The sequence below is a fragment of the Thalassotalea euphylliae genome, from assembly GCF_003390335.1.
Lineage (GTDB): Bacteria > Pseudomonadota > Gammaproteobacteria > Enterobacterales > Alteromonadaceae > Thalassotalea_F > Thalassotalea_F euphylliae_B.
Genome location: NZ_QUOU01000001.1, coordinates 4,497,600 through 4,512,513, shown reverse-complemented (window position 1 = coordinate 4,512,513; position 14,914 = coordinate 4,497,600). Strand labels below are relative to the sequence as shown.

Below are 14,914 nucleotides of genomic sequence, written 5' to 3'. Positions count from 1 at the left end.
GCCATGACTGTGCAAACAGCCAAAATATCTGTGATAGGGGCAGGGTCGTATGGCTCTGCCCTTGCTATATGTTTCGCCAGAAATGGTCACCGCACTGTGCTTTGGGGCCGTGATCAAGTGCAAATGCAAGCCATGGCGTCATCGCGTAGTAATGAGAAATACCTGCCCGGTTGCCAGTTCCCTGATAGCTTAGTCATCGAGCCTGATGTTGCCCGCGCAGTTCAAGCCAGTGATATTGTGCTTGTGGTCGTGCCTAGCCATGTGTTTGGTGATATGTTGCAACAAGTTAAACCTCACCTTAATGCCAATGCCAAGTTAGCGTGGGCAACCAAAGGGTTAGATCCTGACTCTGGCCATTTATTGCAAGAAGTGGCGCGTGATATTCTAGGTGGCGATATCAGCTTAGGTGTGCTTTCAGGGCCAACCTTTGCCAAAGAAATGGCGGCGGGCTTACCGACTGCGATTTCGTTATCATCAACCGACGACAGTTTTGTCACTGAACTGTCTGAATTGCTGCATTGTGAAAAAACCTTCCGCGTATACAGTAATAACGACTTTATCGGTGTTCAGCTTGGCGGTGCCGTAAAGAATGTGATCGCTATTGGTGCTGGCATGGCTGACGGTATTGGCTTTGGCGCTAATGCCCGCACGGCACTGATTACACGTGGTTTGGCGGAAATGACCCGTTTAGGTGCAACATTAGGCGCTGAACCCGCAACCTTTATGGGCATGGCTGGTTTAGGCGATCTTGTGCTCACGTGTACCGATAACCAATCGCGAAATCGACGTTTTGGCTTGGCATTAGGCCAAGGTAAAGATGTAGACACAGCGATGACCGACATTGGCCAAGTGGTCGAAGGTTATCGCAATACCAAAGAAGTGTTTATGCTCGCAGAGCGCCAAGGGGTGGAGATGCCAATTGTCGAGCAAGTTTACCAAGTGCTTTATCAAGGTAAACCCGCGCTGCAAGCCGCATCTGACTTACTTTCTCGCGAAAAGAAATTTGAGTAACAGCCTAGCCTGTTACTCGATTTATCGCTAGCTCGTCGCCTTACTTTTTAGTGACTAGCAACATACCAACCACTAGAAATATTGCGCCGAGTATTCGATTAAATGTAATTTCAATTTTGGGATATCCCAGCCAACCATTTTGATCCAATGCCAAGGATGCAATCACCTGTCCACATACTATTGAAATTGCCAAGACTAATGCACCTAGCTTAGGGGCTAAGAATATAGACATCGCTATATTGAATGCACCGAATACTCCACCTAGCCATGCCCACCAAGGAATTGTCGCCACTGAATTGGGTCTAAACCAAGGATCTCCTTGAATTAAGGCGATTATTCCCAACACTATAGTGCCGACCAGAAACGAAATAAAAGCTGCTTGTATCGGGTTGCTTAATGCCAACCTAAGTTGAGAGTTTACGCCTGCCTGTGATGCCAGTGAGAAGCCAATTAGTATGCTAAATGGCAGTAACAAATATATTCCAAGATTGCCCACCTTCTAGTGTCTCCCCTGTGTCAGGATAGTCGTCAGTTTAATGCTTAAATGCCATTAGCAAAATCGAGCTGACGCCACGCTTCATAAATAATGACTGCTGCCGAATTGGATAAATTCATGCTGCGACTGCCTGTGACCATAGGAATGCGAATTTTATGCTCATCGGGAATTTGGTCGCGAACCACATCGGGAAGTCCTTTAGTCTCGGAGCCAAACATCACGTAGTCGCCTTGTGCAAAGGTTACTTGATGATGATAGCGCGTGGCTTTAGTGGTGATGGCATACAGGTTTTTAGGCTGCTCACTGGCGATAAAGGCGTCAAAGTTCTCATGTCGTTTTAAATTGGCAAATTCGTGATAATCAAGCCCCGCGCGCTTTAGTCGCTTGTCTTCAATAGAAAAACCAAGTGGCTCAATTAAATGCAGACGAAAGCCAGAATTCGCGCACAAGCGAATAATATTGCCAGTATTGGGTGGGATTTCAGGCTGGAATAGCACTACATCTAACATAATCATCAATCTTTAAGCGAAAATTGCGGCGTATTATATACCCATGCTATTTCAAGATACATGGTTTCAGCGCTTTCACAGGGACTCAATATCAAGGCGCAGCTTGCCGGAATGGTTATTCCCTTTCAATAAGCTGCAACGCAGAGAGTGAGTTCCTGTGAAGCGCCCTCTCTACCTTAAAAAATGGGTTGGTTTAAAAGCGATTTATGCGGTGTTATTGATTTTACTTTTCATGTAGCAAAAGGGGAACGGCCATTCTCTGCAATCAATGCTTTGCCTGCATGGACGCACAGGTACTTGGGTTACGCAGGGAGCATGTAACCTGTGCCTAAATCGCTTTTAATTCCAACTGAAACAAGTACTTTGAAGTAGCATGGGTATAGCCCCAATCCGCCGCATTAGATAATAGTGCTAGGTACTTATGGTAGACGCTTATTTTGACGCTTGCTGGAACCAATTAAGCGTTTGCACAATGCCATCAATGCGATATTTGTCTAACTCAAAGAAAATTTCATGGCGAGCACCGGCAATCACAGCAGGCTTGCCCTCAGGGCACGATTGTGGGTGAGCCGCGTGCAGTGCTTGGCAAAAATCATTTTGCGCTTGGTTGTCTACAACTGTGTCACTACCCGCTTGCAGTACTATGGTTGGCACAGTTAATTTATGGATGTCGCTAAAGATATCTTTGTTCACTTGCACTGCCTCACTTAACCAACGGAAAGTCACGCCGCCGAGCTGTAAATCAGGCGTTGATTGATACAAGTGAGTAAAAATTTCATAACGCACTGGCGATTGCATTAAGGCATTGTCAGCAAATGGTGTGCTGCTGTATCCGCTTTGGCCGAGAAAATACCAGGAATCGTCGCTAAACCATTGCGACAAGGTGTCGCCGCTGCCAATAATAAACTCGCCTAACCAGCTTGGAATGCCGCCACTGTTAACTGCAATCATAGGTGAGGCGAGTACCGCCGCTTTAATGGGCGTTTGGTAGCGTTGTAGGTAACGAGCGCTAATTGCGCCACCCATGGAATGTGCTAGTAGGAAAATATCTTGCTGACATTGCGGTTGGACAATATTGTCAACAAAGAAGTGTAAATCGTCGCTGTAGTGATCGAACTCGGCAACATAGCCTTTGTGCTCATCACTTTGCATTCGGCCTGATAACCCTTGGCCGCGATGATCGATAATAAACAAGTTATAACCCGCATTCGTCAGGTCGAATGCGAGTTCTTGGTATTTAAGGTAACTTTCCGAGCGGCCTGGCACCAACAGTAAGCACTTGTTGCGCGATGGCGAGAGAAATTGTGCGTAACGAATACTCACATCATCAACACCACTGAACTCACTAAATTGGCCAGTTTGCCAAAAGCTTTTTATCTCATTGTCATAGCGTGTTGGTAATGCTTGCTCTGAGGTAGTTGACCACGGAGTGCTTGCTGCTGAAGCTTGTGTAGTTGTTAAAGTCATAGAAATTGCGAGTAATCCAGCCAGTAAATCTTTCATATTGTTATTAATATCTTGAGATGCTTGGACTATGGTACGCAATTCCGCTGAAAATAACAGCATAGTAGGAGTTAATTTCGTTGGGCTAAGTTATGTTTTATTAGCTGTTTCGCCATCAGCCGTACACCGAAATTATCGCCCCGCTTTTATGTGCTTTTATGTGCTATTACTTGCGTTAATGTGATCTCTGGTTAGCCTAAGGCTTAGGCAAGGTTATCGTCACTGTTAGGCCGCCGTCAGCATTGTTACTGGCGCTAATCTCCCCTCGGTGAGCAACCACTGCTTGCTTGGCTATTGCCAGGCCCAATCCGGTGCCACCGGTTAACCGATCGCGCGCACTCGCGACGCGATAAAATGGGTCAAAGAGTTTGCTCAGTGCTAGTTCAGGTACGCCGTTGCCCTGATCGCTAATGCTGAGGGTGACATGCGTTTTTTGCTCATCAAGTTCAACGACAACCGCGCTATTCGAAGGTGCATACTTGATGGCGTTGCAAATAATATTGCCAACCGCACTGGCGATCAGCGTTTCGTCCAGCTCCAACTGAGGATTGCCGTTTGCAGTCAGTGAAATAGTGATCTGTTTGTCTTGTCCCAGAAAGTTACCATCGTCGACTAAGTGAGTTAACAAGGGAGTTAAGTTGCAAGGCTGCTTGGTGATCGCTTGAGCGCTATTTTCTAGTCGAGATAGGGTTAACACGTGTTCGATCATCTCGTCTAAACGAGCGACTTCTCGTTCACTGCGCTGGATGTATTGTTCAAGTGTTTCAGCATCGTCTTTGTGTTTTTGTGCCAATGCCAACGCCATTTGTAAGCGGGTCAGTGGGGAGCGCAGTTCATGGGATACATCACCTAATAATCGCTGATGTGCCGACACATTGTCAGACAACTTATCTGCCATTTGATTAAACGCTTGAGCCAACGTTCCGAGCTCGTCACTGCGCTTGTCGTCATTTTCCACCCGTATGGCTAAATCCCCTTGTCCAAAGCGATCCGCGACTTTGGTGATATTTGAAAGCGGTCGACTCAATGAACGCGCCAGCAGCCAGCACAAGGCAAAACTAACGATGACAGGTGTGCCAATTCTTGCCCAGTAAGGTAGCTGTTGCATAAAAAAGCCGAGCGTGCGAAAGCGACTGGTATGGCGTTTGTAAAAGGCCAAGTATTGCTGGCCGTTAACGTCAAGTGTCAACGGCCCGGTGATTTGAGAATGAGGGAAAATCCAGGTTTGTTTCTCGCTGAAAATATTGGCCTGAATAAACTCGTTAACATAGGGATGTTCTGGATGGCCGCCAATTACTGGCTGGTTATTGTTTAACGGCTTTAACATCAAGTACTTAAAACTGCGCTTGTTGCGACGGTGGCGACTATTGTGAATAAACTTGGCGAGATTGGCGGGTTGTGCCCGCTCGATAATTTCGGTGATACGCGTTAGCCGCTGTAAATCACCTTTATCGGTCGCGATTTCGATGTATTGCTGACTCAGTTGAATGGAGACAAAACGCGTTGCAGCAATGGCACAGATGGTGACTAACCAAAACCACAGAAACAGTTTAACCTTGATCGAGCTTAGGTGGCGTTTAACGGACGTGAATACTGAGGCCTGAGCAGGATTAATCAAGCTTGTCTCCGGCTAGGAATATATAGCCAGCACCGCGTACGGTTTTAATTTTGTCGTCGCTGGCATATTGGCTAATTTTACGGCGAATATTACTCACGTGCATGTCGATACTGCGATCAAAAGGGCTTAGCTTTCGTCCCAGTACGTGTTGTGACAGTTGCTCTTTACTGACAATCACACTGTGTTGACTCATCAATTCGAATAAAATTTCAAACTCGGTGCCGGTTAGCTCTAACAGGTGGTCAGCACATTTGACTTGGCGTGTCGCGTTGTCGATGACAACATCATTAATATTAAGCAAGCTGCTGTTGCCTGTGTGTTGCTTGGTGATATCAATGCGCCTAAAAATCGCTTTAATTCTGGCGAGCAGCTCTTGGTGATGAAATGGCTTAGGTAAGTAATCGTCGGCGCCCAGCTCTAAGCCGAGTATACGGTCACTGTCATCGCCCTTTGCCGTCAACATTAAGATCGGAATGCTGTGTTTACCTCCCAAGGCTTTTAATACGTCAAAACCATTGAGTTTGGGCATCATCACATCTAATAAAATCAAATCAATATCTTGATCAAAAGCTTTAGCTAGGCCACTAGCACCATCATGACGACACGTGATGGTAAAGCCTTCTGCTGACAGGTAACTGCTCAGTAGTTCACTTAGTTCAATATCGTCATCAATAATTAAAATGTGTTTTGTCATAGCGTTTAGGCGTTCACTCTTGGTTTGTTAACGTCTGCTTTCCAGATTATTCAGCATGCAGCGATGCACAATACCAATTGGCACCATTTGGGTTCATAGGTTCGCATTTTATCAGGTTATTAAAGCAGCGATTGAGATCTTTACACACCTTTACAATGGCTTTGCGCATCTTTGCATTGCAGTTCTTATACTGAATTTGAACGTTGATTGGAATGAATTGAGAGGAATATTATGACCAGCACTAACCAAGCCCAAACGTTGAATGCCGCTAAGCTAAACAAGCTAGACAAACTAAACAAGCCAGTGTTAAAGCGCGCCATGCTGACGAAAATGATCGCTACAGTTGCGACACTTGGTGTGTTAGCAGCGCCAGCGGCGTATAGCCATAGCAATGAAGCAACCGCTAGTCACGAGCATCATGACAGAAAGGCTCATCGTGCGATGAAAGGTCATCACAGTGCCAAAATGCTAAAGAAAATGAAACGCTACCTTGAGCTGAGTGACGAACAAGTCACGCAAATTAAAGCGATTCGCAGCCAAAGTAAATCAGATAACGAAACGCTGCGTACGCAACTCGAAGCATTCAAAGCGCAAGTAAAAAGCCAGCAAGTCGCTAGCGAGTTTGACGAAGCGGCGTTCACGGCATCGTATCAGCAGTACCAAGATACCTTTGCCCAGTTAGCACTGCAAAAAGCGAAAACCCGCCACGCGATTTTTCAAGTATTGACGCCAGAGCAGCAAGCCAAATGGCAAGCGTTTCAGGAAAAGCGCAAAGCGAGACGCTCACACAATGACGGCTAGCTCATACTAAATGAGAAGATTTTTGACATTTTACTGTCGACCGGCTCACCGTTGTTCAGAGCCGGCTCAAAGCGCCACTGTTTAATGGCGCTGATAATCGCCGAGCGAAAATAACCGAGTTTACTCTGCTGCTCAAATTCAATATTGGTGACACGGCCAAACTCGTCAACGGTAAAGTTAACTTGTACGTCTAGCTCAATGCCTTTGCGCTTGGCGACCGAGGGATATCGAGGGTCTATCGCTGACATCAGCTTCGCAGGTTGCGTGCTAAAAATTGACTCTAATTGCTGGCGAGGAGCACTTTGATAGCGCTGCTCGAACAGGCTAACCTTCGATTCTGGCACGTCAAACAAATCTTGATGAACGCTTGCGCCAGTGCTGGCGATTTTATCTAAAACGTTATACTCACTCGCACTGCTGCGACTGTGCGTATAACTTTCACCTGCAATGCCCGCTGCTGGCTTTGCAATCGGCCCTGCATCAAGCGTTACGTTTGCTTCAAACTTACCTGTAGTATGATTTTGAGGCACACTGACTAAAGCAATTTCATTCTCTGTTTCACTCGTTAACGTTTCAGCAACAGACGGTGAGAGAGACTGGGAAATAGCCGTATTATTTTGTTCAGTGTTGGCTTGAGCAGCGAGTAACTCTTTTGCTTGTATGCGTGAGCTTTGCCAGCGATCAACATTTGGTTTGAGTAACTCATTAGTTGTCGCAATGCTTGCCTGCTCAGACTGATCATTAGCCGAAAATTCTTGTCTTGAATAACTACTTTCATTAGAAAATTGATCAATGCTGTTAATAGCAGCCGCTAGCGATGTATGTTCATAGCGCGGTATAGTGTTTAGCGCTATTGAATCCGAATTTAGGGCAGCATTCGATGGGTTATGGAGTTGTTCACCAGAGCGGTTGCTCATTTTCGATGACCAATTGGGAAACGCAAGCAGCTGCCCAGCAATCGAGCCCTGTTGCAGCCTTGATTCGTTGAAAGGGGATTCGCTGAAATAAGCCGCATTATGACTCAGCTGGTGCTCGTTATATTTGGTTATTTCCATCCCAGTTACATCAAACCAAGGCAAAGTCGCAACTTGCTTTGCGCCAAGTGTGAATAGCCCACTGACCACTACGAGTGCAGCGAGTAAACGCCCCGTTGATGGTTGGTGCGTACAAGAATGATCAACTAATCGCACGACTCGCGCTTTTAAGTCGCCGCCAGAGGCAGCCATTGCCATTGCCGGTATGCTGTCATGTCGATGATGTTGGCAAAGTGACGCGGTATCAGCTAGCGTGTGCGCATAGGCAACGGCATTACCGCATTGGGCAACGGCCATATCGTCAGTACAATATTCTCGTTCTTGTCGCATCTGCTTTGAAACCCAGCTAACGGCTGGATGAAAAAACAGTAAAATTTCAATCAAGGCTTGTAAAAAATTCACCAAATAATCATGACGTCGAATGTGAGCAAGCTCGTGCAGTAATAACATTTCGAGCTGGGTTTGATTGAGCCCCATCAACATTTGTGCAGGCATTAATACCACAGGTTTAAGCCAACCAATTGCCATTGGTACTTGTGTTTTAAGTGAGATCACTAAACGCGGCGTGCGTGGTAGCGCCATTTGTTTCACTAATTCATCAAAACGCGCTAATAGCTTAGGCTCCGTTGCTATGGTGTCGTAACGCGCGAGGCGACCAGTGGTTGTGACTTCAAACAACAGCTTGCATGTTAAAAATACGACGCAAGTGAGCCAAGCGAATGACAAAAGCGGGAGATAATCTAGGCTTTGACTATACCAAGTTATGCCGTGCTGATACTGCAACACATGCTGAAATTGGGCAATCGGCATCGTATTCGAAGCAGCAGCAAATGCGTTCGTCAGTGGCTGGTAAAAATAGCTGAACGTGATAAGAGGCAAGGCTAAGTTGACTAACATTGCCAGGCAAGTTAATCCATAGCGCACCCTTGAGCGGTGAAGCGCAATGACTGAAAGCGCCAATTTTAGTACGCCTGCAACCACTAAGCCTTGCCACAAAAAGTGCAGCAAAGTAAGCGTTAGCACTTGGGTTAGTGCTTGTAGTTCGGGGGTACTCGTTGCTAGTGCTAAAATCATGTTGCGTTAAAACTGCTTAGGTTTATGCCCAATGAATGTGCCCAATGATGAATAAGTCTTTTTTACTCAAGTCGTCATGACTTGATATGACGTCAACCGCAAAAGTGTGGTTCAATTCGTTTCACGAGAAGACAGCTATTCACCAACCGCAAGCGATTTTACTGCTAATTGTCAATCAAATCTAATTGCTTGTCGATTTGTGTACGGCTTCAATCGTCTTAGTCCTGCGCTTTACGTCAGAGAGCTTTGCGACAGCGCTTTAGTTTAGCCTTTTGTCCTATCACTTGTTGAAGTGTTTGCCTGTTGAACTAATTGCCTATTGAAGTGCCTGCATAGATCGATGCTAAACAGTTAGTTAATCCACACTAGGATAGAGCACTTAGTATAGTTAATGCTACTTATCCAATGTGTCTAATAGCTGGCGAATATCTTCGATTTCTTGCTTGCTAGTCGATTCGTTCAACGCACGCATCACAAGTTTTGATGTTGAACCGCCAAAGGCTTTGCTGATCAAATCGTGGATCAGTGATGACTGTGTTTGCGTCTCGCTGTTTGCTGCCGCGTATACGTGAGCACGATTACTTTCGTCGCGAATAACTAAGGCTTTCTCGTGCATGATCTGCAAAATTTTTAATACCGTTGTGTAACCGGTTTTTTGTCTTTCACTAACAGCTTCGTGTATCTGTCGAACCGTTGCTGGGCCTATTTTCCATAACACGTTGAGTAACGTTAGCTCAGCTTCAGTCGGCTTGATGCTTGACTTATCTTTAGCCATGTAAACTTCCTTCCATTTTATAATTTTGCTCAATGACAAATGTATCGCAAATATTTATTTACGACATTAATCGTATCCTTTGCCGAATAAATGAGCAAATTATTTTATGAAATAGTGTTTATCGCCACTTCGTCTGTATCACTGATCGCTTGCAGGTGCTTTCGGCTTTGCTCTGGGTAGTTAGTGAAAATAGCGTCAACACCAATCTGTTGGCAGAATTCGATGTCTTGAGGGCGATCAACGGTGTAAACCCAAACTGCCAGGCCGCGTTGGTGGGCATCGTCGACAAGCTCTTGGCTCAGGCAGTCAATACATGGATTAATACTCTTAGCCCCTAGAAGCTGGGCTGCTTCGGCGAGATTATGTGGGATGTGAGCGATTAATGCACCAACGGCTAAATTGGGGCGTTGTTGCTTAATTATCGCTAAAAAGCAGTGATTAAACGACGAGATTAACAGCTGTGACCAAGTGCATAACCCTTGTGCTACCGCTTTTGCTAGCTCGGTAATTAAATGCTCGGCAATCTCAGTTAACTCGCTACTGTTTCCGCTTGAGATCTTTACTTCGATATTGAGCTGTGTTGCGTTAACCGGAGTATTAGATTGGTCTTGTGCGTGGATGATGGCGAGTGCTTGCGGCAGTTGCAGTATAGGTTCACCATCACGTGTCTGCAGGTTTTCGAGCGTTTCACTTGGTAGGCGTTGCAGTTGCCCTTGGCCATTGGTGGTGGTATCCACGTATACATCGTGCATCAGCCACCAGCCTGACGATTCAGCGTGGAACTGAATGTCTAATTCAATACCGTCAGCGTGCTGAGCTATCGCTTGTTCAAAGGCAATTTGGGTGTTTTCAGGGAATTCACCGCTGGCTCCTCGATGAGCAATAATTAGCATCGCTAACGTCCTGATCTTTAGTTTGGTTAATCTACGCTTGGTAAATCCAAGTTAAGCCGGGGGCTACTATTCCGCTGGCTCTGCTACTGTTTTAGTGACAACATCCGCATAGTGTTTGCCAAGGCGTGTTGTCATGCCTGAGTGCGCTTGACTATTGAACTCCACCATATTGGGCGAGAAGGTTGAAACAACCGTTGAGCCGAGCTTAAAGCGCCCCATTTCGTCGCCTTTTTTAAACTTAATTGCACCTGCGCCGTCGGCAGGGTACTGCCATCTAAAAATGTCCTTGCCAGCTGGTGGTGTGATCGTACCCGCCCAGGTGGTTTCGATACTGGCAACAATCGTCGCGCCCACTAGTACCATAGCAAGTGAGCCATGCGGTGTATCAAATATGGTTACCACACGCTCGTTACGGGCAAATAAATTAGGGACATTATTAGCGGTTAATGGGTTGACTGAAAATAGCTCGCCCGGCACGTAAATCATTTCGCGCAAGGTGGCGTCCATCGGCATGTGAATGCGATGGTAGTCTTTTGGTGCTAGGTAGATACAGCTGAATTTACCGTTTTGGAACGGGGCTGCCGTTTTTGAGTCACCACCTAATAGTGATTCTAGGCTGTAGTTAAAGCCTTTAGCTTGGATTAGCTGGCCTTGCTCAATGTCTCCTTGTTGGCTAATGGTGCCATCTACTGGGTAGCACAAGGTCATTGGGTTGTCGTCAATAGTGCGCGCACCGTCTTCTAACTCGCGGGTAAAGAAGTCGTTAAACGTGGCAAAATCTTCTGGGCGCTTTAATTTGGCCTCATCCATGTTAATGTCGTAAGCCTTGATAAAGTGCTTAATTGCCTGCGTAGTGAACCAGCCCGCTTCAGCGGCGGCAAATTTACCTACCAAGCGCGAAATGCCATGCTTGGGCAATAGGTATTGAAAGGCAATTTTGATTTTGTCTATCACTGAGTTTTCCTCGTTACTTCTTGTTTGTTCGTTTTTAAATGGCTTAGCTTAATCTTTAAAACGCGTGGTTAAGGTATTGCTCGATAGGCTCTCGACAATACGTTGAAAGCTCGCCAACCGCTCTGGGTGGATATCACCATCTTGTACCGCCGCAATAAGCGCGCAACCTGGGTCGTTAACGTGTTTACAATCACGGAATTTACACGTGCCTAAGTAATCGTCAAATTCAATAAAGCCGTCGGCCACTTGCTCTGGGCTTAAATGCCACAAACCAAATTCGCGTATACCTGGCGAGTCAATTAGGTCGCCACCTTGTTCGAAATGATATAAACGCGCCACCGTTGTGGTGTGTTGCCCCAATCCTGAGTTTTCAGACACTTGTTTCGTTAATAAACCAAGTTCAGGCATTAAAGTATTCACGAGAGTCGATTTTCCGACCCCAGATTGACCGACAAAAATACTGGTTTCGTCCGCCAATTGTGCTCTTAATTCATCAATACCACTACCAGATTCGCTACTGGCGTATAGTACTTGGTAACCAATATCGCGATAAATATCGAGTTGTTCTTCAACGATTTCAGCCAAGTCTTCGTCGATCAAGTCCGCTTTGTTCATCAAAATTACTGGCTTAATGCCAGTTTGCACGCAAGCAACAATATAGCGATCGATAATGTCAGGGTTAAAGGCCGGTAGTACGGTAGTGACAATAATGATTTGGCTAATGTTGGCTGCGACAGGTTTTAAGCCATCGTAAACATCAGGGCGACTTAACGCCGAACTGCGTTCGTGAACCGCTTCAATCACACCAGAAACTGTATGCTCAGACGACTTGCCTTGGCGAAACATTACCTTGTCGCCACAAACCAGTGAATCTACGCCGCGGCGGATGTTACAGCGAAAAGTGTTGCCCTCGGCATTTTCAATATCGGCATGTTGGCCAAAACGGCTGATCACAACCCCTTGCTCTGGCGCTCCCAACTCTTCGTCTTGCCATTGAATTTCTTCCGCTTTGTTGCGAAGCTTTTTAGCTTGATTCGCTCGAATTCGGCGCGCTTGCCCTTTGGTCAGTTTTTTTGCTTTTGCCACGTTAGTTCGCTGTTCGTAAAGCCATGATGTATTTATCAGCTTTTCAATATCGTTAATTGTCACGTATTATACTGACTTATCGGCTAATCAGCTAATGTTTGGGCAACTGGGGTCACGAGGCGCGCGTAATTACGCGACAGTGCTCTCCTGAAAATGAAAAGAAAGAGATTTTGATGAGCGTAAATGAAACGAATTTAGTGTGGCTAGATCTGGAGATGACAGGATTAGAGCCCGCGCACGATGTTATCCTGGAGATCGCAACGATTGTCACTGACAGCCAGTTAAATGTACTTGCCGAAGGGCCTGTATTTGCTATCCATCAAAGTGATGATGTGCTCGACAACATGAGCGAGTGGTGTATTGAACATCACGGTAAATCAGGGCTTACTGATCGTTGTCGCCAAAGTACGACAGATTTAGCCACAGCAAGCGCGGCCACCATTGAGTTTATTAGCCAATATGTACCGAAAGGCAAGTCGCCCATGTGTGGCAATAGCATTGGTCAAGATCGCCGCTTTATCAATAAGTACATGCCTGACTTTGAAGATTACTTCCACTACCGCAACCTAGACGTGAGTACGGTAAAAGAATTAGCGCGTCGCTGGAAACCTGAGGTATTGGACAAAGTGAAGAAAACCGGTGCTCATTTAGCGCTGGATGATATTCGCGAATCAATCGAAGAGCTAAAAGTGTATCAAGAGCACTTTTTTAAGCTTTAGTTGAAGTTAGTTGAATTAGTTCACGGAAAACTTGACAAGCAATACGCTGGCAGCGAAGGCCAGCAAAAAAGCGACAGTACCCATACCTTCGTTAACGTCGCTTTTTTGCTTTGTGGTGAGGTGATTGCGAGCTATACACTTGCTTGGCGCCACAGCTGTTTGCCCAGCTGTTGGTGTTGATGCCAATCACCTTGCAAAATCCAGTCAACCAGATGCTTAGCCACGTCAGGTAAAGGTTTAGCTTGACTAGCCTGCGCCGCGTTTAACCAATCGCTCACTTTAGTTGTGGTGACTTTATCAATAACCGTTGCATAGTCGAGCTGCTCAAGCGCTAACGCGTTAGAGTGTTGTTCCATTTGACCATGGAGTGGCTTAGTCAGTATTGGCTTGCCTAGGTGTAAGCACTCACTTATCAGTTCGAAGCCACTATTGCATATCACCGCTTTGGCACTGGCGAGATCTTGTTTAAACGCTTGATAGCTGGTTTGTCTCAAACTAACGTTTGCTTGCTCTCCATCAGTTAACTCAGGTGAATATTGTTTGAAGTGATATTGCGGTAGCTGATTGAGTATCGCGCTAATTTGTGTTTGATTTTCAAACGGCAAATACACGACAACATGTTCACCACGGTTTGTTGCCGCTAATGTGGTATCGATAATTGGCGGTAGGACATTGTCACTGTAGGGATGCCAGTGCAGTCCAATGGCATTTTGGGCAGGGGCAAAGTTGCGCATGAGCCACTTAGCCATGATTGACTCACCCGCTAATGGCGTATTTTCGCCAAACGCATATTGATGCCCAATACCAAGCACAGGCTTACCTTGTCGCTTGCCAGCCCAAGCGGATACGGGTTCAAAATCTGTGATCACTAGATCGTAATCTGCCAACGACAACGCGCGAATATCGCGATAAAAGCCCAATAGGCTATTTTGCCAAAAGGTGCTGAGATAATTGATTTTTCCGTTTTTAGTGGCAAAAGTGAGGCCTTTGCGGTGTATGAAATCACCAAAGATTTCCATATCAAAGAGTTTTTCTTTATCTCGACCTGAAATCAGGTAGGTAACGTCTACAGCGTTTTCTTTGAGGTACTTTGCTAAGATTCTTGCGCGTGAGATGTGACCATTGCCTGTGCCTTGAATACCGAACAGTATCTTCATACGGCGTAAATGACTCCAAGTAAAATGACTGAACCTAAGGTGGCGCCCGCTAAAATATCTGACGGGAAATGCACGCCTAAAATTACCCTTGATGCACCAACAGCACACGCCCACAAGTAGATTGGCAGCGCGATAACTCCGAGTTCAGCGACTAATAAGCCGGCCAGTAAAAATGCCGCCATGGTATGGCCGGACGGAAAGCTGAACTTGTCTGAGGGCTGCACTAAACACGAAAAGTTGGGCACGATATCCGGTGGTCTACGGCGTTTTAGCATGTTTTTCAGCACAAAATATATCAATCGTTCGATGGCAAAAGCCGTTAGCGCCAGAATGAAAAAGCTCAGGCTTTGGCTAATAATGGCGACAAGCAGTGGCAGCAAAACTTGCATGTAGCCATCACCGGTGCGCGATACCGCGCGTACACAACTGATGAACTTGTGATGGTAACGCGATTTAACACACCAACGTAAGATGCGTAAATCGTATTGATACATATCATTTAAGACCGTCATATCGCCAAGATAAAAGGTGAATGTGACCGTTGGTTGACAAAAATGTGTCTATTTAGTGAACAGCTTGTTCGAAGTGAT

At 45.9% G+C, this 14,914-nt stretch carries 15 protein-coding genes; 3 read left to right on the top strand and 12 right to left on the bottom strand.

All coding sequences use genetic code 11. The annotated features are described in order from the left end of the window. The first annotated feature begins 3 nt into the window (after positions 1-3). Positions 4-1,011, top strand: a complete 1,008-nt coding sequence (gene gpsA, locus DXX93_RS19585; RefSeq protein WP_116009580.1) for an NAD(P)H-dependent glycerol-3-phosphate dehydrogenase — start codon at positions 4-6, stop codon at positions 1,009-1,011. A 40-nt stretch (positions 1,012-1,051) separates the two neighbouring features. Here the strand turns inward: gpsA and DXX93_RS19580 are convergent, their stop codons facing one another. The 5 genes from DXX93_RS19580 to DXX93_RS19560 form a co-directional block, all read right to left on the bottom strand. Then, positions 1,052-1,486 (bottom strand): DMT family transporter, encoded by a 435-nt coding sequence (locus tag DXX93_RS19580; RefSeq protein WP_258872724.1) that lies wholly within the window; start codon positions 1,484-1,486, stop codon positions 1,052-1,054. A 65-nt stretch (positions 1,487-1,551) separates the two neighbouring features. Continuing rightward, positions 1,552-2,016, bottom strand: a complete 465-nt coding sequence (trmL, locus tag DXX93_RS19575) for a tRNA (uridine(34)/cytosine(34)/5-carboxymethylaminomethyluridine(34)-2'-O)-methyltransferase TrmL (protein WP_116010066.1) — start codon at positions 2,014-2,016, stop codon at positions 1,552-1,554. A 432-nt stretch (positions 2,017-2,448) separates the two neighbouring features. Then, the gene (locus DXX93_RS19570; RefSeq protein ID WP_116009578.1) at positions 2,449-3,582 is read right to left on the bottom strand and encodes an alpha/beta fold hydrolase; all 1,134 of its coding nucleotides are present in this window, start codon (positions 3,580-3,582) and stop codon (positions 2,449-2,451) included. A gap of 133 nt (positions 3,583-3,715) precedes the next feature. Continuing rightward, entirely contained in the window at positions 3,716-5,137 is a 1,422-nt protein-coding gene (locus DXX93_RS19565; protein WP_116009577.1) for an ATP-binding protein, read from the bottom strand. Next, positions 5,130-5,831 (bottom strand): response regulator, encoded by a 702-nt coding sequence (locus DXX93_RS19560; RefSeq protein ID WP_116009576.1) that lies wholly within the window; start codon positions 5,829-5,831, stop codon positions 5,130-5,132. The genes DXX93_RS19565 and DXX93_RS19560 overlap by 8 nt, the downstream gene beginning before the upstream one ends. Positions 5,832-6,062: 231 nt before the next feature. On the opposite strand from DXX93_RS19560, the gene DXX93_RS19555 reads away from it, so the two are divergent. Continuing rightward, on the top strand, positions 6,063-6,632 hold the full coding sequence (locus DXX93_RS19555) for a Spy/CpxP family protein refolding chaperone (RefSeq protein WP_116009575.1): 570 nt from the start codon (positions 6,063-6,065) through the stop codon (positions 6,630-6,632). Here DXX93_RS19555 and DXX93_RS19550 read toward each other — a convergent pair. The 5 genes from DXX93_RS19550 to rsgA all read right to left on the bottom strand — a co-directional run bounded on the left by DXX93_RS19550 (position 6,629) and on the right by rsgA (position 12,448). Next, positions 6,629-8,740 carry a M56 family metallopeptidase gene (locus tag DXX93_RS19550; protein WP_116009574.1) on the bottom strand — a complete coding sequence of 704 codons (2,112 nt, stop codon included), beginning with the start codon at positions 8,738-8,740 and terminating at the stop codon, positions 6,629-6,631. The two genes, DXX93_RS19555 and DXX93_RS19550, sit on opposite strands and share 4 nt — an antisense overlap. A gap of 394 nt (positions 8,741-9,134) precedes the next feature. Next, entirely contained in the window at positions 9,135-9,515 is a 381-nt protein-coding gene (locus DXX93_RS19545) for a BlaI/MecI/CopY family transcriptional regulator (RefSeq protein ID WP_116009573.1), read from the bottom strand. Positions 9,516-9,619: 104 nt separating this feature from the next. Continuing rightward, positions 9,620-10,408 (bottom strand): glycerophosphodiester phosphodiesterase, encoded by a 789-nt coding sequence (locus DXX93_RS19540; protein WP_116009572.1) that lies wholly within the window; start codon positions 10,406-10,408, stop codon positions 9,620-9,622. Between the two features lie 66 nt (positions 10,409-10,474). Next, positions 10,475-11,359, bottom strand: a complete 885-nt coding sequence (gene asd, locus DXX93_RS19535; RefSeq protein WP_116010065.1) for an archaetidylserine decarboxylase — start codon at positions 11,357-11,359, stop codon at positions 10,475-10,477. A 51-nt stretch (positions 11,360-11,410) separates the two neighbouring features. Continuing rightward, positions 11,411-12,448: a small ribosomal subunit biogenesis GTPase RsgA gene (rsgA, locus tag DXX93_RS19530; protein ID WP_116010064.1), complete on the bottom strand. Its 1,038-nt coding sequence runs from the start codon at positions 12,446-12,448 to the stop codon at positions 11,411-11,413. A 173-nt stretch (positions 12,449-12,621) separates the two neighbouring features. Between rsgA and orn the strand changes: the two genes are divergently transcribed. Then, on the top strand, positions 12,622-13,167 hold the full coding sequence (orn, locus tag DXX93_RS19525; protein WP_116010063.1) for an oligoribonuclease: 546 nt from the start codon (positions 12,622-12,624) through the stop codon (positions 13,165-13,167). Positions 13,168-13,298: 131 nt separating this feature from the next. On the opposite strand, the gene DXX93_RS19520 is transcribed toward orn, so the two are convergent. Then, a complete protein-coding gene (locus DXX93_RS19520) occupies positions 13,299-14,324 on the bottom strand; it encodes an MJ1255/VC2487 family glycosyltransferase (RefSeq protein ID WP_116009571.1) in 1,026 nt (341 codons plus the stop codon). Then, positions 14,321-14,836 (bottom strand): phosphatase PAP2 family protein, encoded by a 516-nt coding sequence (locus DXX93_RS19515; protein WP_116009570.1) that lies wholly within the window; start codon positions 14,834-14,836, stop codon positions 14,321-14,323. Before DXX93_RS19515 ends, DXX93_RS19520 begins: the two co-directional genes overlap by 4 nt. Positions 14,837-14,914 lie beyond the last annotated feature (78 nt).